The organism is Pseudomonas sp. GW821-FHT07G10, from assembly GCF_059418545.1.
Window position 1 is genome coordinate 161,946 of sequence record NZ_JBWKQB010000001.1, and the last position, 26,542, is coordinate 188,487.

Here is a 26,542-nt window from a genome sequence, read left to right on the forward strand (position 1 = left end):
AGGGAAAGGGACAGCCTAGTATGCCCGCCGCGGACCGCAAAAAAAACGCCCCGAAGCTAACTGCTTTGAGGCGTTCGTCATAAAAAGCCGTTTATGGCCTTTGATTGAGTCGTTTTACTATCAGACTAGTATCGAAGTGCCAGTCATTTCTTCAGGTTGCTTGAGACCCAGCAGTTTGAGCATGGTCGGCGCCACGTCGGCCAGTACGCCGCCTTCGCGGACTTTAAGGTCGCGTTTGCCGACATAGATGAACGGTACTGGCTCAGTCGTATGAGCGGTATGGGCTTGACCGGTGGTCTCGTCCGACATTTGCTCGACGTTGCCGTGGTCAGCTGTGATCAGTGCTTCGCCGCCGACTTTCTCCAGTGCCTCGACAATCCGCCCAACACACAGATCCAGGCATTCAACGGCCTTCACTGCTGCCTCGAACACGCCGCTGTGACCGACCATGTCGCCGTTGGCATAGTTGACGATGATGACGTCGTAACGCTGGTTTTCGATGGCGTCGACGATTTTGTCGGTGACTTGCGGCGCGCTCATTTCTGGCTGCAGGTCATAAGTCGCGACTTTCGGCGACGGGATCAGGATGCGCTCTTCGCCCGGGAAAGGTTCTTCACGGCCGCCGGAGAAGAAGAAGGTCACGTGGGCGTACTTCTCGGTCTCGGCAATGCGCAGCTGAGTCTTGCCGTTTTTTGCCAGGTAATCGCCCAGCACGTTTTCCAGGCTGCCCGGCGCAAACGCCGACGGTGCTGGAATGCTTGCCGCGTATTGAGTGAGCATGACGAAACCGGCCAGTTTCGGCTGGCGGGCGCGTTCGAAGTCGTTGAAGCCGTCTTCGACGAACACCCGGGTGAGCTCGCGGGCGCGGTCGGCGCGGAAGTTCATGAAGACCACGGCATCGCCGTCTTCGACCTTGACCGGCGTACCAATGGTCGTGGCTTTGACGAATTCGTCGCTCTCGCCGCGTTCGTACGCAGCTTGCAGGCCTTGCTGAGCAGTGGCCGCGTTGAATTCACCCTTGCCGTCGACGATCAGGTCGTAGGCCTGGGACACACGGTCCCAACGGTTGTCGCGGTCCATGGCGAAGTAGCGGCCAATGATGCTGGCGATCCGGCCCTTACCAAGGGTTCTGAAGGTTTCATCAAGCAGTTCGATTGACGATTGGGCGCTTTTTGGCGGCGTGTCACGGCCGTCGAGAAAGGCGTGCAGGTAGATTTTCTCCGCGCCACGCTTGAACGCCAGCTCGGCCATGGCCACCAGGTGGTCCTGATGGCTATGCACGCCGCCTTCGGACAAGAGGCCGAGCAGATGCACCGCTTTGCCAGCGGCCACGGCTTTATCTACCGCAGCGCAGATGGTCGGATTTTCGAAAAACTCGCCGTCGCGGATCGATTTGGTCACTCGGGTGAAGTCCTGGTACACCACGCGGCCGGCGCCAAGGTTCATGTGGCCGACTTCCGAGTTGCCCATTTGGCCGTCCGGCAGGCCGACGTCCATGCCTGAGCCCGAGATCAAACCGTTCGGGACAGTGGCGCACAGACGGTCAAGGACTGGCTTTTTGGCCGAATAGACGGCGTTGTGTTCTTGGCTTTCACTGTAACCGAAGCCATCCAGAATCATCAGGACCAAAGGTTTAGGCGTGGTAGTCATAGATTCCACTCGTGGCTGGATTGAAAGAGGCGATGGAAAAGGGAGTGGCAGTTTAAAGCTAAGTTCCGACCGCGTCACCGCCGGGCGGGGTGTGGTCGGCCAAGGCGGCTGTGTATACTGGCCGACATTTTAACGCCCTGGAACCTCCTTCGATGGTTGCTCACCTGATTGAATTTGCCACTAACCACTATCTGCTCGTCGGTATCTTCGTCGTACTGCTGGCGTTGCTGATCGCTTATCAGATGCAAGGCGGCGGCCGCAGCCTGAGCACCGGTGAACTGACCGGGCTAGTCAACAAAGACGCCGGCGTGGTAATTGACATTCGTCCGACCAAGGATTTCGCCGCCGGTCACATCGTAGGCGCGTTGAACATTCCTCAGGACAAACTGACCGCTCGCGTCGGTGAACTGGAAAAACACAAGGCCAAGACCATTATTCTGGTCGACGCCATGGGCCAGACTGCCGGCACTCATGCCCGCGAACTGATAAAGGCCGGCTTCACCGCCGCCAAGCTGTCCGGTGGTATTTCCAGCTGGAAAGCCGACAATCTGCCGCTGGTGAAGTGATATGAACAACGTCGTCGTCTATTCCAGCGATTACTGCCCTTATTGTTCGCGAGCCAAGTACCTGCTCGAGAACAAAGGCGTAGCCTTCGAAGAGATCAAGGTCGATGGCAAGCCGCAGGTGCGTGCCGCGATGGCTCAGAAGGCCGGGCGTACGTCCGTGCCGCAGATCTGGATCGGCAGCACCCACGTTGGCGGCTGTGATGATTTGTTTGCCCTGGAGCGCGCCGGCAAGCTCGACGCCATGCTCAAGGCTTGAATTCCTTACCCTACAAGACCCGAGATCAGAAAGGATCCGAGATGACTGACCAACAGAACACTGCAGCTAGCGAAGAAGAAACCGCACCGCAATTCTCCCTGCAGCGCATCTACGTGCGTGACCTGTCCTTCGAAGCCCCGAAAAGCCCGGCGATCTTCCGCCAGCAGTGGGAGCCGACCGTCGGTCTGGATCTGAACACCCGTCAGAAGGCTCTGGAAGGTGACTTCCACGAAGTCGTGCTGACCCTGTCGGTTACTGTGAAGAACGGTGAAGAGGTCGCGTTCATCGCTGAAGTGCAACAGGCCGGGATCTTCCTGATCAAGAACCTGGACGACGCTTCGATGAGCCACACCCTGGGCGCGTTCTGCCCGAACATCCTGTTCCCGTACGCTCGCGAAACCCTGGACAGCCTGGTGACTCGCGGTTCGTTCCCGGCGCTGATGCTGGCTCCGGTGAACTTCGACGCACTGTACGCGCAAGAACTGCAACGCATGCAGGCCGCCGGCGAATCGCCGACTGTGCAATAAGCGTTCGATGTTGACGAAAAAAGCGCCGTTACAGGCGCTTTTTTCATGGGGCGGGAATACGTGGCTCGATCGTTCCCATGCTTTGCGTGGGAATGCCTCAAGGGACGCTCCGCGTCCAGTGACGCAGAGCGTCACGGGCTGCATTCCCACGCAGGAGCGTGGGAACGATCAGGATGTGTGGGTTATTTGAAGCCGAGCTGCCGCCAGCCTTCGTAAACCGCCACGGCGACGGTGTTCGACAGGTTGAGACTGCGGCAGCCTTCACGCATCGGCAGGCGCAGTCGTTGATCGGCCGGTAGGGCGTCCAGTACGTCGGCGGGCAGGCCACGGCTTTCCGGGCCAAAGAGAAAAGCATCACCTTCGGCAAAGCTGGCATCGTGAAACGGCCGCGAACCTTTGGTGGTAAAGGCGAACAAGCGCGGCTGGCCGAGGCTTTCCAGGCAGCTGGCGAGGTCGGCATGGCGTTGCAGGGTGGCGTACTCGTGATAATCGAGACCGGCCCGGCGCAGGCGCTTGTCGTCCATCTCGAAGCCCAGGGGCTCGATCAAATGCAGGTGGCAGCCACTGTTGGCGCACAGCCTGATAACGTTGCCGGTATTCGGCGGAATTTCTGGTTGAAATAGGATGACGTGAAACATGCACGGCTCCGAAGGTAAAGATGGGCTGCATTCTACGCCTGAAGCAGACCCGCGGCCGAAGCTATTACTGCGGGTGCTCGGCTCTTTGGCGATTGTCGGCGTGATGGTCGGGCTGATGATCGGTCGCCTGACGGCGCCTGACCCCACTGAGTTGCAGCAGGTGGAGGTTGTCGCTGACGGCCTGGTGGTGTGGTTCAACAATGAGCCGAAGATCCACGGTGAACATATCGACGGGACCGTCGCGCTATTGTTCGACGCGACGGGCAGGGCTCAGAACGGCCGTCTGAAGGTCAACGACAGGAGTGTGAACTGGCGGGTAAGGGTTGCGGATGCGGGGTTGTTACTGAATCTGGTGGCGGCCCGACCGTTGCGTGGTGAGTGGGCTGGTGCCGAGGTGGACGGGCGCTGGCGGCTGGAGATCCATCTCCGGGAGGAATAAAAGAGGGAATCCCCGGCCTGCCTGTACCAAGGTTCCCGAAACCGGGTGGGGCTCGTCGCTGTCTGCGTCATGAGCCCCAGGTGTAAAGAGGGGAATCCCCGGCCTGCCTGTACCAAGGTCCCCGAAACCGGGCGGGGCTCGTCGCTGTTTGCGTCGTGAGCCCCAAGTGTAAAGAGGGGAATCCCCGGCCTGCCTGTACCAAGGTCCCCGAAACTGGGTTGTGCTTGGGCTATTGCAGGGGGCGTGCCAGTTTTTGATAAGACGAGTTGAAAACCCTTTGGATTCCCCTGAAAGCCCCGTATTTCGGGGCTTTTGCGTTTTAGGGGATTTTGTTTTCAGAGAGAAAAACTGAGTTTTTCAGGTTTTTGTTTCTGCTCGATTGCAGCTCACAATGCGTTGAGGCAGTGCACGCACACCATTGCGGTGCACGAAAGCCCAAAAGCATCGCGGGCAGATGTACATTGATCGTGCCCACGCTCCGCGTGGGCATGCATCCCGTGGCGCTCTGCGTCACAGTGGGCGCGGAGCGCCCATAGAGGCGTTACCACGCAGAGCGTGGGAACGATCGGGGATCAGGACTTCATCGTGCCCACGCTCCGCGTGGGCATGCATCCCGTGACGCTCTGCGTCACAGTGGGTGCGGAGCGCCCATAGAGGCGTTACCACGCAGAGCGTGGGAACGATCGGGGGGGCAGGACTTAACCCTCATCTCCCTCGTCATCATCACTGGCATCGACCTTCATCCCCAGTTCCTTGATCTTGCGGGTCAAGGTGTTGCGGCCCCAGCCCAGCAGCACGGCGGCGTCGCGGCGGCGGCCGGCGGTGTGTTTGAGGGCGGTTTCGATCATGATCCGCTCGAAGCTCGGCACTGCGCTGTCGAGCAGGCTCGATTGACCGCGTGCCAGCGCCTGATCGGCCCATTGGCGTAACGCCTGCTCCCAGTTGGTCACTGGTGCAGAGTCTTGTGGCAGGTTCAGCAGTTCTGGTGGCAGGTCGCTGATATGCACTTCGCGACCCGAAGCCATCACCGTGATCCAGCGGCACGTGTTCTCCAGTTGACGCACGTTGCCGGGCCACGGCAGGTTTTTCAGGTATTCCTCTGTTTCGCTCTTCAGCAGTTTTGGCTCGACTGCCAGCTCTTGCGCGGCGCGGCTGAGGAAGTGCTTGGCCAGGGTCGGAATGTCTTCGCGGCGGTCCGACATGCGCGGGATGTGGATACGAATCACATTGAGGCGGTGGAACAAGTCTTCACGGAATTTCCCGGCATGAACCAGGGTTTCCAGATTCTGGTGAGTCGCGGCGATGATGCGTACATCGACCTTGACCGGCGTGTGACCTCCGACCCGGTAAAACTCGCCATCGGCCAATACCCGCAACAGACGCGTCTGGGTGTCGGCCGGCATGTCGCCGATCTCATCGAGAAACAACGTGCCGCCATCGGCTTGTTCGAAACGTCCGCGGCGCAGGTTGGCTGCACCGGTAAACGCGCCTTTCTCGTGGCCGAACAGCTCGGATTCCATCAGATCCTTGGGGATCGCGGCCATGTTCAAGGCAATGAACGGTGACGCTGCCCGTGGGCTGTGACGGTGCAAGGCGTGGGCCACCAGTTCTTTACCGGTGCCGGATTCGCCGTTGATCAATACGGTGATGTTGGAGTGGCTGAGACGACCGATAGCGCGAAACACTTCCTGCATCGCCGGTGCTTCGCCAATGATTTCCGGGGTGCGGGTCAGGGTCGGCACCACTTCCAGGCCTTGCTGTTCCTGGGCGTGCTGGTTGGCGCGTTTGACCAGGGAAACGGCTTCGTCGACATCGAACGGCTTGGGCAGGTACTCGAAAGCACCACCCTGATAGGACGCGACAGCGCTGTCCAGGTCGGAGTGAGCCGTCATGATGATCACTGGCAACCGTGGGTGCTGTTCGCGAATCCGCGCCAACAGGTCCAGACCGCTGGTGCCCGGCATACGGATGTCGGAGATGATCACATCCGGTTGCTGGCGAGCCAGGCGGCTCATCACGCCATCGGCACTGTCGAAGCTTTGGGTGGTCATGCCTTCTTGTTGCAGGGCCTTTTCCAGAACCCAACGGATAGAACGGTCGTCATCGACGATCCACACGGTTTCACTACGGCTCATGTCGATGGGGCTCCTTGTTCCAGTGGCAGAAAGATCGAGAACGTGGTGTGGCCAGGATGGCTGTCACATTCGATCAAGCCCTGGTGCTGGCTGATGATGTTCTGAGTAATGGCAAGGCCCAGCCCGGTACCGTCCGGACGACCGCTGACCATCGGGAAGAAGATGGTTTCTTGCAATTCGGCGGGGATGCCCGGGCCGTTGTCGATGATTTCGATCTTGGTCACCAACCGATGGCGCACATGGCCAATGGTGAACTGACGCATCGCGCGGGTGCGCAGGCTGATCCGGCCCAGGCGCAGTTCGTTCTGGCTGCTGATGGCCTGCATGGCGTTGCGCACGATGTTGAGTACTGCCTGGATCATCTGTTCGCGGTCGATCAATACGTCAGGAATGCTCGGGTCATAATCGCGCACCAAGGTGATGCAGCCCTGGCTTTCTGCTTCCACCAGACTGCCCACGCGCTCGAGCACTTCATGGATGTTGGTCATCGCCAGTGACGGCAGTTTGTTCGAGCCGAGCATGCGATCCACCAGGTTGCGCAGGCGATCGGCCTCTTCGATGATGACGTTGGTGTAATCCTTGAGGCTTTCTTCCGGTAGCTCGCGGGCCAGCAACTGTGCGGCGCCGCGAATCCCGCCCAGTGGGTTCTTGATCTCATGGGCCAGGCCGCGCACCAGCATCTTGCTGGTTTCCTGTTTGGACAGCTGAGCCTCTTCCTTGGTGATTCGCAGCAAGCGGTCACGCGGGTGGACTTCCAGCAGCAGCAGGGTGTCGCCATTGCTGAGGATCGGCGTCACGGCGTAATCGACGGTCAGGGTCTGGCCGGTCAGCGCGGTGAGCATCGCTTCGCGCTTGGTGAACGGGTGAGCCTGCTCGACGGCCTGGCGTAAGGAGTTCAGGGCTTCGGCCGATTCGGTGAACAGCTCGCTGATAAATTGCCCATGACTGCGCTGGCCGCTGATGGCCAGCAGCATTTCCGCCGCGGGGTTCATGTACTCAAGGCGCAGGTCCGCGTTGAGCAGAATGGTCGCGGTGGTCAGGTTGTCGAGTAGCAAGCGGTGCAGTGTGTCGCTGATGGTCATGAGTATATGGTGACCTCTTTTGAAGCAATACAACCCGAGGCCGGTCCTGGATTGCGCGCGCGGATATAGCGCTGATATGAGGAAAATGCAAAAACCAAACCAAGGCTCCGAAAAGAAGCGTTAAACCCCTGAAACAGGCGTTTGAAGCTCGATTGCGTGGCGTTCTGCCAGCTTCTCCGGGTATTTTTGAACCAAAATGGGTTGATAAGTGGGTGGGGTGCAATTCATTGCACCAATATAGTGCGCAAACATGGGCGGCGTTTAGAAGAATGAAAAGATGCTGCTCTTTTCTTCTTTGGCTTTCCTTGTCATTGGCTGTGGGGTGGTATCGCTCGGGTTCACTGGCTTGGGATTACCCTGTGTCAATTGGACACGTTTTTGCGTTACCCGACTGGGGGTGATCGATGAGGGCCCGATTTCCCGGCGCTTGGACATCCGTTTGATGAAGGCATCGCGGTGCGATGTCAGTATGAGCTCTCTGGCGTATATCGCGCCCACAAAAAAGGCCTCCCGAAGGAGGCCTCTGTTACGCCGCTTGCGCGAGCGCTACCGGATTAGCAGCTGTAGTACAGCTCGTATTCCAGTGGGTGTACGAAGGTACGTACTTTGATTTCTTCTTCGCTTTTCAGGGCGATGTAAGCGTCGATGAAGTCGTCGCTGAAAACGCCGCCTTTGGTCAGGAACGCACGACCTTTGTCCAGCTCTTCCAGGGCTTCTTTCAGGCTGCCGCAAACTTGTGGGATCTCTTTCGCCTCTTCAGGCGGCAGGTCGTACAGGTTTTTGTCAGCAGCATCGCCTGGGTGGATCTTGTTCTGGATGCCGTCCAGGCCAGCCATCAACAGTGCAGCGAAGCCCAGGTACGGGTTGGCTGCTGGATCCGGGAAGCGAGCTTCGATACGGCGAGCTTTAGGGCTGGACACGTAAGGAATACGGATCGAAGCGGAACGGTTGCGAGCCGAGTAGGCCAGCATTACTGGAGCTTCGAAGCCTGGGACCAGACGCTTGTAGGAGTTGGTCGACGGGTTGGTGAAGCCGTTCAGGGCCTTACCGTGCTTGATGATACCGCCGATGAAGTACAGGGCGGTGTCGGACAGGCCGGCATAACCTTCGCCAGCGAAGGTGTTCTTGCCATCTTTGGAGATGGACATGTGAACGTGCATACCCGAGCCGTTGTCGCCGTACAGCGGCTTAGGCATGAAGGTCGCGGTGCGACCGTAAGCGTCGGCAACGTTGTGTACGCAGTATTTCAGGGTCTGAACTTCGTCAGCCTTGGCTACCAGGGTGTTGAACTTGACGCCGATTTCGTTCTGGCCGGCAGTCGCCACTTCGTGGTGGTGAACTTCGATGACCAAGCCCATTTCTTCCATGGCATTACACATGGAGGTACGGATTTCGTGGTCGTGGTCGAACGGAGGAACCGGGAAGTAGCCGCCTTTGACGCCTGGACGGTGGCCTTTGTTGCCGCCTTCGACGTCCTGGTCAGACATCCACGAACCTTGTTCGGAGAAGATCTTGAACATGGAGCCGGAGATGTCGGACTTGAACTTCACTTCGTCGAAGATGAAGAATTCTGGCTCAGGACCAACGAATACGGTGTCGCCGATACCGGTGGACTTCAGGTATTCCTCGGCACGGTGGGCAATGGCGCGTGGGTCGCGGTCATAACCTTGCATGGTCGAAGGTTCGATGATGTCGCAGACCAGGATCAGGGTCGGCTCTTCGGTGAACGGATCGAGAACGGCGGTAGAGTCGTCCGGCAGCAGGATCATGTCGGAGGCTTCGATGCCTTTCCAGCCGGCGATGGAGGAGCCGTCGAACATTTTGCCGATTTCGAAGAAATCTTCATCCAGCGCATCACGGGCCGGCATGGTCACGTGGTGCTGAGTGCCTTTTGTGTCAGTGAAGCGCAGATCAATCCATTTGACGTCATGATCTTTGATGAGTTGAACCGACTTCGACATAGTGTCCTCCGGGTGGCTTCGGGCTGGTAGTGGAGTGCCCTTAGAATGTGGGTGATGCCGGCGCGAATACTCTGCCAAGGCAACCTGCCTCACAAGGGAGCAAATTGCATGCCAGTGCCCCGACTTGGGTTTTTCGCCCCAAACTCACGCATATATAGGTGAGCGCGGGAAATTCCGCGGGTTTTTCGCACTGCAATGTGGCGTCAAAAAGCCTTGGCGCCCCGTTTTAGTGCATCAAGGGTCATCTGTATATTAACTGGTTAAACCTTGAGCAATTTCCGCTATAATCCGCGCCCCCCTTTTTCGGCTGGCCCCTCGCGCGCTGTTTTCATGAAACTAATCGTAAAAGTTTTCCCCGAAATCACTATCAAGAGCCGCCCGGTACGGATGCGTTTCATCCGCCAGCTGGCCAAGAACATCCGTGCCGTGCTCCGCGATCTGGACCCGGCGGTGGTGGTGAACGGTGTGTGGGACAATCTTGAGCTGGAAACACAGGTCAGCGAGCCGAAAGCCTTGAAGGATATGACTGATCGCCTGAGCTGCATGCCGGGCATCGCGCATTTCCTGCAGGTCGACGAGTACCCGTTGGGCGACTTCGACGACATCGTCGCCAAGTGCAAACAGCACTTCGGTGATGCCTTGCCGGGCAAGATTTTTTCAGTGCGCTGCAAGCGCGCCGGCAAGCACGAATTTACCTCGATGGACGTCGAGAAATACGTCGGTAGCCAGCTGCGTCGCCAGTGCGGCGCCGCCGGGATTTCCTTGAAAACGCCTGCAATCGAAGTGCGGATGGAAATTCGCGACCAACGGTTGTTTGTGATTCACAGCCAGCACAACGGCATCGGCGGTTATCCGTTGGGCGCCCTCGAACAGACCCTGGTGTTGATGTCCGGCGGTTTCGATTCGACGGTGGCGGCTTACCAGATCATGCGTCGCGGGCTGATGGCCCACTTCTGCTTCTTCAATCTCGGCGGGCGTGCCCACGAATTGGGCGTGATGGAAGTCGCGCACTTCATCTGGAAGAAGTACGGCAGCTCCCAGCGCGTGTTATTTGTCAGTGTGCCATTCGAGGAAGTGCTGGGAGAAATTCTCGGCAAAGTCGATAACAGTCATATGGGCGTAGTATTGAAGCGTATGATGTTGCGCGCTGCGTCCCGAATCGCTGATCGGCTGGACATCGATGCGCTGGTGACCGGCGAAGCGATTTCCCAGGTTTCCAGCCAGACGCTGCCGAACCTGTCCGTGATCGACTGCGTGACCGACAAGCTGGTGTTGCGCCCGCTGATCGCCAGTCACAAGCAGGACATCATTGACCTTGCCAACGAAATCGGCACCGCCGACTTCGCCAAGCACATGCCGGAGTATTGCGGGGTCATTTCGGTGAACCCCAAGACCCACGCCAAGCGTCCGCGCGTGGAGCATGAAGAGAAAGAATTCGATATGGCGGTGCTCGAGCGTGCGCTCGAGAACGCCAAACTGGTGCCGATCGATCGGGTGATCGACGAATTGGGCCAGGATGTGCAGGTTGAAGAAGTCAGTGAGGCGCTGGCCGGTCAGATCATCATCGACATCCGTCACCCGGATGCCGCCGAAGACGATCCGCTGGAGCTCGCTGGCATCGAGGTACAAGCGATGCCGTTTTATGCATTGAACGCTCGTTTCAAGGAACTGGACCCTACTCGCCAGTACCTGCTGTATTGCGACAAAGGCGTGATGAGTCGCCTGCATGCCCACCATTTGCTCAGTGAGGGGCATGCCAATGTGCGCGTTTATCGACCGAGCTAAGAGCCCGGGGCTGTATGCCTGTGGCCTGCGTCACCGGCCCCCCGACGCCGCCGTCAAGCTGTAACGGCAAGGCCTGACTCTACTGTAAATCGCTGCCAAGACTTGTCAGCACACCGAATCCTCTGATCGAGATACACAAGTGATCGAAAATCTACGCAACATCGCCATCATTGCTCACGTTGACCATGGTAAAACCACCCTGGTAGACAAACTCCTGCGTCAATCCGGCACCCTGGAGCGCAACGAGCTCAACGACGAGCGCGTGATGGACTCCAACGACCAGGAGAAAGAGCGCGGTATTACCATTCTGGCGAAAAACACCGCCATCAACTGGAACGGCTACCACATCAACATCGTGGACACCCCGGGCCACGCCGACTTCGGCGGCGAAGTGGAACGCGTAATGTCGATGGTTGACTCCGTTCTGCTGCTGGTTGACGCTCAAGACGGCCCTATGCCGCAAACCCGTTTCGTGACCAAGAAGGCTTTCGAAGCCGGCCTGCGTCCAATCGTGGTGATCAACAAGGTTGACCGTCCAGGCGCGCGTCCAGACTGGGTTCTGGACCAGATCTTCGACCTGTTCGACAACCTGGGTGCTACCGAAGAACAGCTGGACTTCAAAGTCGTCTACGCTTCGGCCCTGAACGGTATTGCCGGTCTGGACCACACCGACATGGCTGAAGACATGACGCCGCTGTACCAGTCGATCGTCGACAACGTACCTGCGCCGAAAGTCGACCGTGACGGTCCGTTCCAGATGCAAATTTCCGCTCTGGACTACAACAGCTTCCTGGGTGTTATCGGCGTTGGCCGTATCGCTCGTGGTCGCATCAAGCCGAACACTCCGGTTGTCGCTATCGACGCCGACGGCAAGAAGCGTACCGGTCGTATCCTGAAGCTGATGGGTCACCACGGTCTGCACCGTATCGACGTTGAAGAAGCAGCTGCCGGCGACATCGTCTGCATCAGCGGCTTCGAGCAACTGTTCATCTCCGACACCCTGTGCGACCCGCTGAACGTCGAAGCGATGAAGCCGTTGACCGTCGACGAGCCAACCGTTTCCATGACCTTCCAGGTAAACGACTCGCCTTTCTGCGGTAAAGAAGGCAAGTTCGTGACCAGCCGTAACATCAAGGAGCGTCTGGACAAAGAGTTGCTGTACAACGTGGCACTGCGCGTTGAAGAAGGCGACTCGGCTGATAAGTTCAAAGTATCCGGCCGTGGTGAGCTGCACCTTTCGGTACTGATCGAAACCATGCGTCGCGAAGGCTTCGAAATGGGTGTTGGTCGTCCGGAAGTGATCATCCGTCTGGTTGACGGCGTGAAGCACGAACCGTACGAAAACGTGACCATCGATCTGCCGGAAGAATCCCAGGGTTCGATCATGGAACAAATGGGTATCCGTAAAGGCGACCTGACCAACATGGTTCCGGATGGCAAGGGCCGTGTGCGCCTTGAGTACAACATCCCGGCCCGTGGCCTGATCGGTTTCCGTAACGAGTTCCTGACCCTGACCTCCGGTGCTGGCATCCTGACCTCGATCTTCGACCGTTACGACGCGATGAAGTCCGGCGACATGTCCGGCCGTCAGAACGGCGTGCTGGTATCGGTAGCTACCGGTAAGGCTCTGACCTACTCGCTGGAAACCCTGCAGTCGCGTGGCAAGCTGTTCATCGAACACGGCCAGGACATCTATGAAGGTCAAATCGTTGGTCTGAACAGCCGCGACAACGACCTGGGTGTTAACCCGACTAAAGGCAAGAAGCTCGACAACATGCGTGCTTCGGGTAAAGACGAAACCATCGCTCTGGTTCCGCCTGTACGTTTCACTCTGGAGCAAGCTCTGGAATTCGTACAAGAAGACGAGCTGTGTGAAGTCACTCCTAAGTCCATCCGTCTTCGCAAGAAGATCCTGGGCGAAAGCGAGCGTACCCGCGCTGCCAAGAAAAGCGGCAACTGATTCGTTAGTTAGCTGTTAAAAAAACGCCCCCGACCGCAAGGTCGGGGGCGTTTTTTTGTCTGCAAGATTTGTGGTGTCTGATCTGGCGTTATCGCGAGCAAGCTCGCTCCTACAAGTGCACGCAAACTCCTGTAGGAGCGAGCTTGCTCGCGATAGCGGTCTGTCAGACCACGAGAATTTTGATCAAAACTTGTCCAGTGTCTTGCGGCTTGTATCGCGCTCGACTTCTTTAGGCTTGTACGCGCAATACCCCGGCCGCGGCCCGATCTTCGGGTGATTGCGGCAGGTGTCCGGGCGTTTTTCGTAAATGGTGCACAGACGGCTCTTGCGGTCCAGATAAAGGCAATCGTTGTTGCTCATGCGCTGGAGGGTAAAAATTTCCGACTTCTGGTTGTAACGCTCGACGATGCCTTCTTTCTGCAAGCGTTTGGCGATGTTCTTTGGCGGGTCGCCGCGCTCGAATTCATCGACGATGCCGATGCGGATCAAGTCTTTGATCTTCACTTCGACCGGCAGGGTGCAGCAGCTGGAAACACAGCCACCGCACATATGACTGGAGTATTTCGCCCAGGTATCGAGTCGGTCGATTTCCGCGGCGGCGATCAGTTGGGGCTTCATCAGGTGTGTTTCCAGGGGGTGTATCAGGGCGCGCGATGATACCGGGGTTGGTGGATGTGTGAACAACCATTTGCCGGTTTTTCACCCGCTCAGGGCATTTAGGCCGGATCGGCACGGCTTCTGCATCTTTTCAGGGCGTACCGGCCGTGGCAAAAGGTTGACTCGGGCAATTGAAAAAAACGCCGAACCAGAACCTTTGCCTCCTGTCAGACCGACTAGGCTCAGACAATTCCATGCCGTCTATCTCGTTCGAGGTCGTATCGATGACTCAGGAACTGCTTGTTCGTGACGCAGAGGTGGTGGCCGCATTTCGCGCCGCTGTCTTGAACAAACTCACCTACGCGGTAGGCAAGGACCCGGATCACGCGTTTGACCATGACTGGTTCGAAGCCATTGCTTTGGCAGCGCGGGACCATATGGTCGAACACTGGATGGACCACACGCGACAGATCTACCGCAAGGTTCAGAAGCGTGTGTACTACCTCTCCCTGGAATTTTTGATCGGTCGTCTGCTCTACGACAGCCTGAGTAACCTCGGGCTGCTGGACGTGGCGCGCGAAGCCTTGGCCGAATTGGGTGTCGACCTTGAGCGCATTCGCCTGCTGGAGCCGGATGCGGCGCTGGGCAATGGTGGTCTTGGGCGATTGGCGGCGTGTTTCATGGAAAGCATGTCGACCCTCGGTATCGCCGGCCATGGTTATGGTATTCGTTATGAACACGGCTTGTTCCGCCAGGCAGTTGTCGATGGCTGGCAGCAGGAACAGACCGAGAACTGGCTGGATTTCGGCAATCCGTGGGAGTTCGAGCGCCCTGAGGTGATCTACCCCATCGGCTTTGGTGGCAGCGTCGATACCGTGACCGATGAAACCGGCAAGGCCAAGCAAGTCTGGTGGCCGGTGGAAACCGTCCGGGCGGTGGCTTACGACACGCCGGTGGTCGGTTGGCGCGGTGCCAGCGTCAACACCCTGCGTCTGTGGCGGGCGCGGGCGATGGAGGACCTGCACCTGGAGCGTTTCAATGCTGGCGACCACTTGGGCGCGGTGGCCGAAGTCGCGCGGGCGGAAAGTATTTCCCGTGTGCTCTATCCGGCCGACAGCACCGAGGCCGGGCAGGAGTTGCGGTTGCGTCAGGAGTATTTCTTCGTCTCGGCATCCTTGCAGGATTTGTTGCGTCGGCACAAGAACATGCATGAATCGGTGCTGAGCCTTGGCGAGCACGCCGCGATCCAGCTCAACGACACCCATCCCTCGATTGCCGTGGCCGAGCTGATGCGCCAGTTGGTCGATTTGCACGGTATCGAGTGGGACGCGGCCTGGAAGGTCACCGTCGACACGCTGTCCTACACCAACCATACGTTACTGCCCGAAGCGCTGGAAACCTGGCCGGTGGGGCTGATGGAGCGGATGCTGCCGCGGCATATGCAGATCATCTACCTGATCAACGCCCAGCACATCGATTCGCTGCGGGCAAAGGGCATTCACGATTTTGACGTGTTGCGCGCGGTTTCGCTGATTGAAGAGGACAACGGCCGCCGTGTTCGCATGGGCAACCTGGCGTTCCTGGGCTCTCACAGCGTCAACGGTGTATCCGGTCTGCATACCCAATTGATGCGCAGCACGGTGTTTTCCGAGCTGCACAAACTTTATCCGGAGCGGATCAACAACAAGACCAACGGCATCACCTTCCGCCGTTGGCTGTACCAGACCAACCCGGAACTGACGGCGATGATGGTCAAGGCGCTGGGCCATGATGTGCTGGACAATCCCGAGCAACGCCTGGTTGAACTGGAGCCGTTCGCTGAGAAAACGGCGTTCCGCAAGCAGTTCGCCGAGCAGCGCCTGCACAGCAAAAGAGCCTTGGCCAATATCATTCATGAGCGGCTGGGGATTGCGATAAACCCGGAAGCGATGTTCGATGTGCAGGTCAAACGGATTCACGAATACAAGCGTCAGTTGCTCAACCTGCTGCACACCGTGGCGCTGTACCAGGCGATTCGCGCCGAGCCTGAAATCGATTGGGTGCCGCGGGTGAAGATCTTCGCCGGTAAGGCCGCGGCCAGTTATCACCAGGCCAAGTTGATCATCAAGCTGACCAATGACATCGCTCGCACCGTGAACCACGACCCGACCGTGCGTGGCCTGCTCAAGGTAGTGTTCCTGCCTAACTACAACGTGAGTCTGGCGGAGAGCATCATTCCGGCAGCCGACCTGTCAGAGCAGATTTCCACCGCCGGTTTCGAGGCGTCGGGCACCAGCAACATGAAATTCGGCCTCAACGGTGCGCTGACCATCGGTACGATGGACGGTGCCAACGTGGAGATGTGCGAGCGTATCGGGGCTGAGCACATGTTTATCTTTGGTCTCAGCGCTCAGCAGGTTGAAGCGCGCAAACGTAATGGCGAGTTCAACGCAACTCCGGATATCGCGGCCTCCCATCGGCTCAACGATGTACTGGAAGCGATTCGCGGCGGAGTGTTCTCGCCGGACGATCCTGCCCGTTATACCAGCATGATCGATTCGTTGATCGACTATGACCGCTTCCTGGTCTGCGCCGACTTCGATTCATACTGGAACGCGCAAGCACGGGTGGAGGCCCATTGGCACGATTCCAAAGAGTGGTGGCGTTCGGCGGTGCTAAGCAGCGCCCGGATGGGCTGGTTCTCATCCGACCGGACGATTCGTGAGTACGCCACCGAAATCTGGAAAGCGCTGGAGTAGTCCAGTTCTTGTAATATTTAGCGACAAATGCGAGCAAGGCCCAACTCCTGTTGGGCCGCACCGATATACTAGACGGTAGTTTTGCCAGGTTTGAACGACCTGGATCTGTCCGTCTGCGCGTTTGGTATCTACTCGGCTGCGGGCTGAAACACCTTGCGTTGCAGTTGCTGTCAGCCTGCTGCTACGTGAGTGAGTGTCTTCGGCGCAAAGTAGTGCAGGTATTGGCACCCTTAACGGACCATGAGCCGCTTAGGGATATCGACCATGCAATGGATTTTCATGCTGATAGGGCTGGTGCTGGGCTGGGTACTCGATGAGTCCTTCAGCGATGCACTGCTCGGTGCTCTGATCGGGCTTGGTGTGGGGCAGGCTATCCGTCTCGGGCGTTTGAGTTCGCAAGCGGCGCAGCAGCGCCAGCAACTGGAACTGGCGCAGAAGGCTTTAGCGGCTGTCGAGCAACGGCTGGCGCAGCTTGAAGTGTCTGCTGACAAAGCTGCCGGGCAGCCTGCACCGACGGCGGCCAGCGAATCTGTCCGGCCAGATCAACCCGACTTGAGCGAAGCGCCGGAACCGATAGCGGCGCCTTTGCGTGCGGTTCCTGAATTGGTCTGGGAATGGCCGGTCGAGTTTGAACCCGAGCAATTTTCTGTTGTGCCAGAGCCGGGCACGCCACCGCCTGTCGATGCCTGGAAGCCGGAGTCCGGTGCCAACGCACCAGGAAAACCGGCCATCCCGGCCGGCCCCCGCGAGCCGAATCTGATCGAGCGCGCCTTTGCCGGTGCACGCAATTGGTTGTTTGGCGGCAACACGGTGCTGCGGGTCGGTGTGGTGCTGTTGTTCCTCGGTTTGGCGTTCTTGCTGCGCTACGCCACCGAAGGCATGGTTGTGCCGATCGAGCTGCGTTACGCGGGGGTCGCCGCTTGCGCGCTTGGCCTGCTCGGGGTGGGGTGGTGGCTGCGTCTGCGTAACAGCAACTTCGCGTTGATGCTGCAGGGGACCGGGATCGCGGTGTTGTACCTGACGGTGTTCGCCGCGATGCGCCTGCATCCGCTGCTCGATCCGACTGCCGCCTTGAGTTTGTTGGTGGCCGTCACGGTGTTCTCAGCGATTCTGGCGATCACTCAGGACGCCTTGGGCCTGGCTGCAGCGGCGGCCCTCGGTGGCTTTGCCGCGCCGATCCTGACCTCCACTGGCGCGGGCAACCATGTTGCGCTGTTCAGCTACTTCGCCTTGCTCAACGCTGGCATCCTGGGCATCGCCTGGTTCAAGGCCTGGCGGTTGCTCAATCTGATCGGTTTCGTCGGCACCTTCGGTATTAGCTTCGCCTGGGGCCTGCGCTCCTACACACCGCAGCTGTTGTGGAGCACCGAACCGTTTCTGATTCTGTTCTTCCTGATGTACCTGGCGCTAGGGCTGCTGTTCGCGCGGCGCAAGTTGCTCGAGATGAGCGATGCGCCAGAAGACGACAGCCGCGAGGCGCTGCTGCGTTGGTCGGCCCGCAAGGGCGACTATGTTGATGGCTCGATGCTGTTCGGCCCGCCGCTGGTTGGATTCGGTTTGCAGTTCGCGCTGGTCCAGCATCTGGAGTTCGCGACGGCGTTCAGCGCGTTGGCGCTGGGCATCGTCTACATGAGTCTGGCCCGTTTGCTCGCTGGCGGGCGAGCGCTGTTGCTGGGGGAAACCTGCCTGGCGCTGGGGGTGATATTCGCCAGCCTGGCGATCCCGCTTGGGCTGGATGCCCGGTGGACCGCAGCGGCCTGGGCGGTGGAAGGCGCGGGGATTTTCTGGCTCGGCCTGCGTCAGCAACGACCTTTGGCCCGGGCATTTGCCTTGCTGCTGCAAGTGGGCTCTGCGCTGGCATTCCTCAGTGAACTGCGTATTGGCGAGGCGAGCCTGCTGGACGGCGCGCCGTTAGGGGCTTTGCTGTTGGGTGCGGCCTTGCTGTTCAGTTTTTATCAACTGCGCAACGCCTTGCCCGAGCAAGCGTCGAACCGGGAGCGCAAGGCGTTGCCAGTACTGGCCTGCGGTGGCCTGGGGTTCCTCTATCTGTTGGCACCGTTGTTTTTCTTGACTCACGGCACGGCTATCAGTTGGGCGCTGGCGGGGCTGGTGACCTTGTTTGTCGGTTTGCGCCTGCAATCGCGGACATTCCTGTTTAGCGCTTTCGCTGTGCAACTGCTGGGCGGCGCGTTGTTCCTGCTGCGGCTGCAAGGCGCGCGGGGCGACTCTGCGGTATTGAGCGCTGGCTGGAGTGGTTTGCTCAGTGCGTCCTTGATCGGTCTGGCGTTGATTGGTGGCATGTTACTGGCGGTACGCGATGACATGGTGCGCAGCGACGTACGGCTGTTGCGTGGTCTGTCGGTGGTGTTGCTGGCGGGTCTGGTGCTGATCAATCTGGCTGTGCTGTTTGTCCTGCCGTGGCAAACCGCAAGCGCGGTGTGGGCAGCCAGTGGTCTGTTGATCATCTGGTTGAGTCTGTACTTGCAGCAACGCGTGAGTTTTGTCTTTGGTCTGCTGTTGCAGGTCATCGGCGGCGCGGCGTTCCTGATTGCCGGCCCCGATCTGCTGGGTCCGTTGTCCAGCGAAGGCTTGCGCCCATTGGCCCACGGCGGTTTCTGGACGCCGATGGTATTGGGTCTGGCGGCGATGGTCGGGGCCTGGCGCTTGCAGCTGGGTAATCATGCGACGGCGTTTGATACCTTGAGTTTGCGGCGTTTGTCCGAACTGCTGCTGGTGTGGGGGGCGGCCTGGTGGGCGCTGGCGTTGGCCAGCGAAGTGTTGCGCTTCGCACCGGCGGATCTGCACGCCGCGCTGTTACTGGCCGTTGCGGCGCTGAGTGTCGCAGTGTGGGCCGTGCTGGCTTTGCGCCTGAGGTGGTCGGCGTTGGGCTTGCTCTGCACCTTGCTGGTGCCGGCTGCGGGTCTGGTATTGGTCGCGGCCTGGCATGCTCGCTATCACCCGGCGGCGAACTTCGGCTGGCTGGCGTGGGCGGCGGTGTTCGCTGTGCACTTTGTGTCTGTGCGGCGATTGGCGCCAATGCTCTCGGCCAGGGCCTTGAGCACTGCCCATGTGCTGGGTTGCTGGCTGCTGATCGGCGTGCTGGCGCTGGAACTGCGTTACAGCCTGCTGCTGTTGTCCGAGCAGTACAACGCCTGGCGCTGGTTGGGCTGGGCGATTCTGCCGAGCCTGTATCTGGTGTTGATGGCCGCACCACGCACCTGGCCGTGGCCGGTCTTGAGTTATTCCCGTGAATACCGTCTGTACGCGGCGCTGCCGTTGGCATTGCTGATGCTCGGTTGGGTCTGGCTGGCCAATATCGCCAGTGACGGCAGCGCCGAGCCGTTGCCTTATGTGCCGCTGCTCAACCCGCTGGAGCTGGGCCTGTTGTTCGCGTTGTTCGGGGCTTGTGTCTGGTTCCGCAGTGCAGTCTCGCAATTGGCGATCCGCGCCGACTATGCCGAACGCGCTACGCAACTGGTGGCGGGTGTCTCGCTGTTCGCCTTCTTCACCGCACTGGTGATGCGCAGCGCTCACCATTGGGGCGGCGTGCCGTTTGAGCTGGATGCGCTGCTCGAGTCGATGCTGGTACAGGCTGGTCTGTCGATCGTCTGGACGCTGATTGCCCTGAGTCTGATGATCGGCGGTCATTTGCGTCACCGTCGTGAAATCTGGCTGATCGGCGCCGCGTTGATCGCGGTGGTGGTCGCCAAACTGTTCTTTATCGAGTTGAGCAACCGCGGCGGACTGGCGCGGATCGTGTCGTTTATCGGCGTGGGTGTGTTGCTGCTGGTGGTGGGCTATTTCGCGCCGCTGCCACCCAAGCGTGCCGAAGCTGAGCCAGGTGCTGAAAAACCGGCCAATGAATCTGAAGGAGTGTCGTCTTGAGTCAGAAAGTGAGCCTGGGTTGGTTGGGGGCTGTCGGATTGTGTGTGGCACTGTCGGCCAATGCCCAGGAGAAGCCGGGGGATTTCACCACTCAAGTGCCGTTGACCCTCAGCGGTGAAGGCCCTTGGTATCGCCTCGAGTTACCGCTGGCGGTGCAACTGGGCGCGCGTCAGACCGATCTGAGCGATGTGCGGGTGTTCAACGCAGCTGGTGAAGCCCAGGCCTATGCGCTGGCCCGTGAGCAGGCGCAAACCACCGAAAATCGCACGCTGACCGACGTGAAGTGGTTCCCGTTGTACAGCTCGGCGGACGCCAGCGAAGCCACGCCGAGTATTCGGGTGCAATCGAACGCCAACGGCGCCTTGGTCGAAGTTCAGCCTTCCAGTCAGCTGGAGGCCGGTGAAGAAATCCTGCGCGGCTGGCTACTGGATGTCAGTGCGATCAAGGCGCCATTGCAACAGTTGATCCTCGACTGGACCAGCGAGCGTGACGGCTTCCAGCGCTTCAGCATCGAAGCCAGCGATGACTTGCAGCATTGGCAGTCGTGGGGTGAGGGGCAGGTGGCGCGCCTGTCGTTTGCCGACGAGCGGGTCGAGCAGCATGAAGTCGGTTTGCCTGGGCAGTCGGCGCGGTATCTGCGCTTGCTTTGGAATACCCCGCAATCTGCACCGGTCCTCACCTCGGCCCAATTGGAGAGCGCCAGCATCAACAGCCTGCCGCTACCATTGGTCTGGTCGCAGCCGTTGGCTGGCAGCAGCGTCAAGGCGGGTGAATACACCTGGCAACTGCCGATGGGCCTGAGCATCGAGCGGTTGCGGGTTGAACTCAGCCAAGCCAATAGCCTGGCTCCGGTGACCCTGTATGGCCGTCGTGAAAGTAGTCTGCCGTGGCAATCGCTAAGCGGTGGTTTGCTCTATCGCCTGACCCAGAACGGTCAGGACGTCGTGCAGGACGAATTACAGCTACCCGGTCAGACCGTTCAGCAGTTGAAACTGACGGTGGATGAGCGTGGCGGAGGCCTGGGCGCTGAAGCCCCGGCATTGCGCTTTGCCGTGCGGTCGACGCAGCTGGTGTTCCTGGCTCGCGGTGCAGGACCTTACACGCTGGCGCTGGGCAGCCGGACGGTGAAAGCGGCGAATTTGCCGCTGTCGACGCTGATTCCGGATTACAGCGCCAAGCGCTTGGCTGCACTGGGCCAGGCCAGGGTCGACGGTGGTTCGGCGGTGACTCAGCCGACCACAACGACGCCGGTTGCCTCCGGCACCGACTGGAAGAAAATCGGTCTTTGGGCTGTGCTCTTGCTGGGTGTGGTTCTCCTCGCGGCAATGGCCTTGAGCCTGTTGCGCAAACCAACGGCGAAAACCTGAACCTTCGCACCTCGCGCCAAATCGCGGGCAAGGACGCTCTGTCAGTCACAGAGGATTGCTGAAATCGTGAGGAATCTTCAGGCTCATTCGTCCGGTTTCGGGCTACGCTGAGCCCGGCGCATGAACTCTATCTCCCTTAACTGGGTCTGACAGGAGGAAATGCGCCTCGACTCGCGCTAAACTGCGCGGGTTTTTAGCCCCCCCATCCTCCGGAGCCATCCATGTCCCGCGTTACCCTGAGTCGCTATTTGATTGAGCAGACCCGCAGCAACAACACTCCTGCCGATCTGCGCTTCCTGATTGAAGTGGTGGCGCGTGCTTGCAAGGAAATCAGCCACGCCGTCTCCAAAGGCGCCCTGGGTGGTGTTCTGGGCAGCATGGGCACTGAAAACGTGCAAGGCGAAGTGCAGAAGAAGCTCGACGTGATTTCCAACGAAATCCTGCTCGAAGCCAACGAATGGGGCGGTCACCTGGCCGGCATGGCGTCCGAAGAAATGGACAATGCCTACCAGATTCCGGGCAAATACCCGAAAGGCGCCTACCTGCTGGTTTTCGACCCGCTGGACGGTTCGTCGAACATCGATATCAACGCGCCGGTCGGTACTATCTTCTCGGTGCTGCGTTGCCCGAACGAATACCTGAGCCAGAACGAACCCTTGAACGAAAAGGCGTTCTTGCAGCCAGGTACCCAGCAGGTAGCCGCCGGTTATGCCATCTACGGCCCGCAAACCATGCTGGTGCTGACCTTGGGCGATGGCGTGAAAGGCTTTACCCTGGACCGTGAAATGGGCAGCTTCGTGCTGACCCATGAAGACATCAAGATTCCGGAGTCCACTCAGGAATTCGCGATCAACATGTCCAACCAGCGTCACTGGGAAGCGCCGGTACAACGCTACGTCGGCGAACTGCTGGCTGGCGAAGAAGGCCCGCTGAAGAAGAACTACAACATGCGCTGGGTCGCTGCGATGGTGGCCGACGTGCACCGCATCCTGACCCGTGGTGGCCTGTTCATGTACCCACGTGACAGCCGCGAGCCGTCCAAGCCGGGCAAACTGCGTTTGATGTACGAAGCCAACCCGATGTCGTTCCTGGTTGAACAGGCCGGCGGCGCTTCCACCGACGGTCACCAGCGGATCCTCGACATCAAGCCTGAAGGCCTGCACCAGCGTGTAGCAGTGTTCCTGGGCTCGAAAGAAGAAGTTCAACGCGCCACGGCTTACCACAAGGAATAAATCCATGTCCGCGCCCTGGCAGCCGTTGCTCGAATGGTGGTTCGGTTCAGCCGAAGCACCTAATGATGTAGCGGCTGACAAGGGCACATTGTGGTTCGGTAAGCGTGACAGCCAGGACCTCGAAGCGCGCACGCGTTTCGGGGATCTGGTGGAGCAGGCACTGGCTGGCGGATTGACCGAGTGGACGCAATGTCCCGAAGGTTGGCTGGCCCTGGTGTTGTTACTCGATCAGTTACCGCGAATGATCTTTCGCGAAACCGCCAAATCCTTTGCAGGCGACTTGAGAGCCCAGGCTCTGGTGGCGCAAGGCATTGCCGCGGATTTCGATCGGCAACTGCTGCCTATCCAGCGGGTGTTCATCTACCTGGTGTTCGAGCATTGCGAGCATCTGGCGGTGCAAAACGAAGCCATCTCACGTTTTGCCGACTTGCTGGCTCAGCAACCCGAGGCGGATCGTGCGGTGTTTGCCGATAACCTCGATTACGCCGAACGGCATCAGAAAATCATCGCAAGGTTTGGGCGCTTTCCCCATCGCAATGCGATTCTTGGGCGGGAGAGTACGCCTGAAGAGTTGGCGTTTTTGAGCAGGCCTGGGTCGCGGTTCTAGCCACAGATCGTTCCCACGCTCCGCGTGGGAACGATCATTGGCGTTGTTTAAATCCTGAAACTACCCACTAACTGCTTGAGCCGCGCGGCCTGCTGCTCAAGGTCGGCACACGCGCGCAAGGTCGATTGCAGGTTTTCCACGCCTTCCTGGTTGAGGGTATTGATCTCGGTGATATCGACGTTGATCGACTCGACCACGGCCGTTTGCTCTTCGGTGGCGGTGGCTACCGACTGGTTCATGCCGTCGATCTCGCCGATGCGCTGGGTCACGCTGCTCAGGCGCTCGCCGGCCTGGTTGGCGATACCGACGCTGCTTTCGCTCTGGCGCTGACTGTCGGTCATGGTGACGACGGCTTCCCGCGCGCCGACCTGCAACTCTTCGATCATGGTCTGTACTTGCTGCGCTGAATCCTGAGTACGGTGGGCGAGGTTGCGTACCTCATCGGCGACCACCGCAAAACCACGTCCGGCCTCACCGGCACGGGCGGCTTCGATGGCAGCGTTGAGGGCCAGCAGGTTGGTTTGTTGCGAGATGCTGGTGATCACTTCGAGGATTTGCCCGATGTTCACCGTGTTGCTGTTCAGCGTCTCGATATTGCCGCACGAATCGCTGATGTTGGCCGACAGCTGCTGCATGGCTGCGATGGTTTTATCCACCACTTGCTGACCGTCCTCGGCCAGGCTGCGTGCATCGCTGGAATGTTGCGAGGCGAGGGCGGCGTTCTGGGCGATTTCCTGCGCCGCAGCGCCGAGCTGGTTGATTGCCGCGGCAACGCTGCTGGTACGCGAAGCCTGCTGGTCGGAGTTGAACATCGACGAGTTGGAAGCGCTGACCACCCGCAAGGCCACTTCGTTGACCTGGCCGGTGGCCGAGGCGACTTCACGAATCGAGGTATGAATTCGCTCGACGAAACGGTTGAAGGACATGCCCAGCGCGCCGAATTCGTCGTGGCCATGAATGGTCAGGCGCTTGGTCAGGTCGCCTTCACCTTCGGCAATATCGTGCATGGCGCGGCCCATGGTCAGCAGTGGCTGCATCAACACGCGGATCAGCATGCCGAGCAGGGCGATGATGATCACCACGGCTATCGCCATGGCGATGATTGCCGAGGTGCGGAATTCGCTGAGCATCGAGAACGCGGTGTCCTGGTCAAGCACCAACGCCACATACCAGTCCGCCGATGGCACCCCGTTGACGTGGGTGAAGGAGATGAACTGGGACTTGCCGTCCAGATCAACTTCTTTCATGCCCGGGCTGATCTTCGGTGCGCCGTTTGGATAAGCGTCAGCCAGGTTTTTGAGCACCAGTTTGCTGTTCGGGTGGATCAGGATCTTGCCGTCGGCGCTGACAATAAAGGCATGGCCATGGCCGCCGAAGTTCAGCGAGTTGATGATCGCGCTGACGCTGGACAGGTCGATGTCGGCGCCGGCCACACCGATGAATTGGTTCTGATGCTGCACCGGGGTAGCGATGGTGATCACCAGCTTGCCTGACGATGCAGCGATGTAGGGCTCGGTGACAATGGTCTGTTGGGCGCTGTTGGCCGCTTTGTACCAGCCACGGGAGCGCGGGTCGTAGTCCGCTGCCCGATTACCGACCGGAACCGAAAACATCACGCCGTCCTGGCCGCCGAAGTAGCTCAGCTGGAAATTGCTGGTGTAGGCCGGCAGGCCGACGCTGCGCTTGAGGTTGTCAGGCGTGCTGCCGTCGATGGCGATCTGTTGGGCGAGCGATTGCAGCAATTGCATGCGGCTTTCCAGCCAGGTCTGGATGTTGCTGGTGGTCAGGCTGCCGAGTTCCTGCATTGAGGATTCGGTGCTGTTGCGCAAGGTTTGACGTTGTCGATAGTCGTTGAACAGGATGAAGCAGGCAAACGCGACAGCGACCACAAGAGCGGCTGCAAGCAGAATCTTGTGGCTGAATTTCATATTTCTGGTCATTAAATGAACTACCGCGATGGGCTGGTCAACGAAAGGCGTCAATTTGCCAGGGGTCAGGGGCTTTTGCGCTGCCTCTATGTCGACTTGCCAGCGCCAAAGATTAGGCCGCTTTTGAGATATCCGACGAAATACCTGTTTGCGTAGGAAAATGGCTGATTTCAGGAGGGATTAGAGAGTTTTACATGTAAGAAATAGCCCGTGGCTTGGGGAACCAGATGGCACTTTTCTCTTCTAAGCTTCTGGTTGGCAGCCATGCCTTCCCCCTTCCGTCCAGGAGTTTCACCATGTCGCTGCGTTCTCTCGCTCTGTTGTCGTTCTGCGTGCTGTTGGCTGCGTGCAGCAAGGTCAATCAGGAAAACTACTCGAAAATTTCGACCGGCATGCCCAAGGCCGAAGTCGAAAGACTCTTGGGTACTCCTTCCGATTGTTCCGGCGCCCTGGGCATGTCCAGCTGCACCTGGGGCAACAAGAACAGCTTTATCAGCGTGCAGTACGCGGGTGACAAAGTGCTGATGTTTTCCGGGCAAGGCCTGAAGTAAACCGGGGCCAGGCGCTCACGGGAGAAAAATAATGATGCGGTTCGTAATAGCTCTTTTGGCCAGCCTGGTATTGGCTGGCTGCGCCACTTCTGGCAATGACCCATTGGCACCCAAGACCGCCAACAGCGTCAATCTCAAGCGTTACCAAGGAAAATGGTATGAGTTGGCCCGCCTGCCAATTTACTTCCAGCGTAACTGCGCGCAATCCGAAGCCCATTACATCCTTAAGGCTGATAGCAATGTCCTGATATTGAACCGCTGCCTGACCCCTGACCGGCAATGGGAAGAGGTCAAAGGCACGGCAACGCCGCAGATTCCCGGCAAAACCGACAAGCTGTGGGTCGAATTCGATAATTGGTTGACCACCCTGTTACCAGGCGTTTCCAAGGGCGAATACTGGGTGTTGTACGTCAGCGACGACTACAAGACGGCCATCGTCGGTAGCCCGAGCCGTCGCCACCTTTGGCTGTTGTCCAGAACGCCAGAGCTTGATGCGGCGAAGCGTGAAGAACTGCTGAGCAGGGCGCGTCAGCAGGGTTACGACACGACCCGCCTGATCTGGCGAGTGTCGGATACGAAGATGGCCCAGACGTTGAAGTAGCGACACCGGGTTTGATCGTTCCCACGCGCGTGGGAAC

General features: G+C 59.0%; 20 protein-coding genes. 13 read left to right on the top strand and 7 right to left on the bottom strand.

All coding sequences use genetic code 11. The features are described from left to right. Positions 1-120: 120 nt before the first annotated feature. Positions 121-1,650, bottom strand: a complete 1,530-nt coding sequence (gene gpmI / locus AC07O1_RS00825) for a 2,3-bisphosphoglycerate-independent phosphoglycerate mutase (protein ID WP_495011031.1) — start codon at positions 1,648-1,650, stop codon at positions 121-123. A gap of 152 nt (positions 1,651-1,802) precedes the next feature. Between gpmI and AC07O1_RS00830 the strand changes: the two genes are divergently transcribed. From AC07O1_RS00830 to secB, 3 genes are read left to right on the top strand one after another with little or no spacing between them, the layout of a single operon-like run. Further along, complete coding sequence (locus tag AC07O1_RS00830) at positions 1,803-2,216, top strand: rhodanese-like domain-containing protein (RefSeq protein ID WP_494994347.1); 414 nt, start codon at positions 1,803-1,805, stop codon at positions 2,214-2,216. Position 2,217: 1 nt separating this feature from the next. Then, positions 2,218-2,472: a glutaredoxin 3 gene (gene grxC, locus AC07O1_RS00835; RefSeq protein ID WP_007939440.1), complete on the top strand. Its 255-nt coding sequence runs from the start codon at positions 2,218-2,220 to the stop codon at positions 2,470-2,472. Positions 2,473-2,513: 41 nt separating this feature from the next. Continuing rightward, a complete protein-coding gene (gene secB / locus AC07O1_RS00840) occupies positions 2,514-2,999 on the top strand; it encodes a protein-export chaperone SecB (protein WP_494994346.1) in 486 nt (161 codons plus the stop codon). A gap of 182 nt (positions 3,000-3,181) precedes the next feature. Here secB and trmL read toward each other — a convergent pair whose 3' ends face one another. Next, positions 3,182-3,637 (bottom strand): tRNA (uridine(34)/cytosine(34)/5-carboxymethylaminomethyluridine(34)-2'-O)-methyltransferase TrmL, encoded by a 456-nt coding sequence (gene trmL, locus AC07O1_RS00845; protein WP_495087644.1) that lies wholly within the window; start codon positions 3,635-3,637, stop codon positions 3,182-3,184. On the opposite strand from trmL, the gene AC07O1_RS00850 reads away from it, so the two are divergent. Next, positions 3,636-4,076 (top strand): hypothetical protein, encoded by a 441-nt coding sequence (locus AC07O1_RS00850; RefSeq protein ID WP_495087645.1) that lies wholly within the window; start codon positions 3,636-3,638, stop codon positions 4,074-4,076. The two genes, trmL and AC07O1_RS00850, sit on opposite strands and share 2 nt — an antisense overlap. 698 nt (positions 4,077-4,774) lie before the next feature. Here AC07O1_RS00850 and ntrC read toward each other — a convergent pair. The 3 genes from ntrC to glnA form a co-directional block, all read right to left on the bottom strand. Beyond that, a complete protein-coding gene (gene ntrC, locus AC07O1_RS00855) occupies positions 4,775-6,211 on the bottom strand; it encodes a nitrogen regulation protein NR(I) (protein ID WP_495087646.1) in 1,437 nt (478 codons plus the stop codon). After that, positions 6,208-7,293, bottom strand: a complete 1,086-nt coding sequence (gene glnL, locus AC07O1_RS00860; RefSeq protein ID WP_495087647.1) for a nitrogen regulation protein NR(II) — start codon at positions 7,291-7,293, stop codon at positions 6,208-6,210. Before glnL ends, ntrC begins: the two co-directional genes overlap by 4 nt. A gap of 554 nt (positions 7,294-7,847) precedes the next feature. Further along, the gene (gene glnA, locus AC07O1_RS00865) at positions 7,848-9,254 is read right to left on the bottom strand and encodes a glutamate--ammonia ligase (protein WP_494994341.1); all 1,407 of its coding nucleotides are present in this window, start codon (positions 9,252-9,254) and stop codon (positions 7,848-7,850) included. Positions 9,255-9,584: 330 nt separating this feature from the next. Here glnA and thiI point away from each other — a divergent pair, with 330 nt between their 5' ends. Together thiI and typA are read left to right on the top strand one after the other, a co-directional pair. Next, positions 9,585-11,039 (top strand): tRNA uracil 4-sulfurtransferase ThiI, encoded by a 1,455-nt coding sequence (thiI, locus tag AC07O1_RS00870; protein ID WP_495087648.1) that lies wholly within the window; start codon positions 9,585-9,587, stop codon positions 11,037-11,039. 139 nt (positions 11,040-11,178) lie between these two features. Continuing rightward, positions 11,179-12,999 (top strand): translational GTPase TypA, encoded by a 1,821-nt coding sequence (typA, locus tag AC07O1_RS00875; protein WP_494994339.1) that lies wholly within the window; start codon positions 11,179-11,181, stop codon positions 12,997-12,999. Positions 13,000-13,182: 183 nt separating this feature from the next. On the opposite strand, the gene AC07O1_RS00880 is transcribed toward typA, so the two are convergent. Next, a complete protein-coding gene (locus AC07O1_RS00880) occupies positions 13,183-13,617 on the bottom strand; it encodes a YkgJ family cysteine cluster protein (protein WP_494994338.1) in 435 nt (144 codons plus the stop codon). Positions 13,618-13,880: 263 nt separating this feature from the next. Between AC07O1_RS00880 and AC07O1_RS00885 the strand changes: the two genes are divergently transcribed. From AC07O1_RS00885 to AC07O1_RS00905, 5 genes are all read left to right on the top strand, one after another. After that, the gene (locus AC07O1_RS00885) at positions 13,881-16,334 is read left to right on the top strand and encodes a glycogen/starch/alpha-glucan phosphorylase (protein WP_495087649.1); all 2,454 of its coding nucleotides are present in this window, start codon (positions 13,881-13,883) and stop codon (positions 16,332-16,334) included. A 264-nt stretch (positions 16,335-16,598) separates the two neighbouring features. Continuing rightward, on the top strand, positions 16,599-20,219 hold the full coding sequence (locus AC07O1_RS00890; protein ID WP_495087650.1) for a DUF2339 domain-containing protein: 3,621 nt from the start codon (positions 16,599-16,601) through the stop codon (positions 20,217-20,219). Then, positions 20,216-21,586 carry a DUF3999 domain-containing protein gene (locus AC07O1_RS00895; RefSeq protein ID WP_495087651.1) on the top strand — a complete coding sequence of 457 codons (1,371 nt, stop codon included), beginning with the start codon at positions 20,216-20,218 and terminating at the stop codon, positions 21,584-21,586. The genes AC07O1_RS00890 and AC07O1_RS00895 overlap by 4 nt, the downstream gene beginning before the upstream one ends. A 221-nt stretch (positions 21,587-21,807) precedes the next feature. Beyond that, the gene (locus tag AC07O1_RS00900; RefSeq protein ID WP_494994335.1) at positions 21,808-22,818 is read left to right on the top strand and encodes a class 1 fructose-bisphosphatase; all 1,011 of its coding nucleotides are present in this window, start codon (positions 21,808-21,810) and stop codon (positions 22,816-22,818) included. 4 nt (positions 22,819-22,822) lie between these two features. Beyond that, positions 22,823-23,425: a DUF924 family protein gene (locus AC07O1_RS00905; RefSeq protein ID WP_495011036.1), complete on the top strand. Its 603-nt coding sequence runs from the start codon at positions 22,823-22,825 to the stop codon at positions 23,423-23,425. Between the two features lie 47 nt (positions 23,426-23,472). On the opposite strand, the gene AC07O1_RS00910 is transcribed toward AC07O1_RS00905, so the two are convergent. Then, entirely contained in the window at positions 23,473-25,365 is a 1,893-nt protein-coding gene (locus AC07O1_RS00910) for a methyl-accepting chemotaxis protein (RefSeq protein ID WP_495087652.1), read from the bottom strand. Between the two features lie 284 nt (positions 25,366-25,649). On the opposite strand from AC07O1_RS00910, the gene bamE reads away from it, so the two are divergent. Next, on the top strand, positions 25,650-25,904 hold the full coding sequence (bamE, locus tag AC07O1_RS00915) for an outer membrane protein assembly factor BamE domain-containing protein (RefSeq protein WP_489068173.1): 255 nt from the start codon (positions 25,650-25,652) through the stop codon (positions 25,902-25,904). Between the two features lie 31 nt (positions 25,905-25,935). Then, entirely contained in the window at positions 25,936-26,505 is a 570-nt protein-coding gene (locus AC07O1_RS00920; RefSeq protein WP_495087653.1) for a lipocalin family protein, read from the top strand. Positions 26,506-26,542 lie beyond the last annotated feature (37 nt).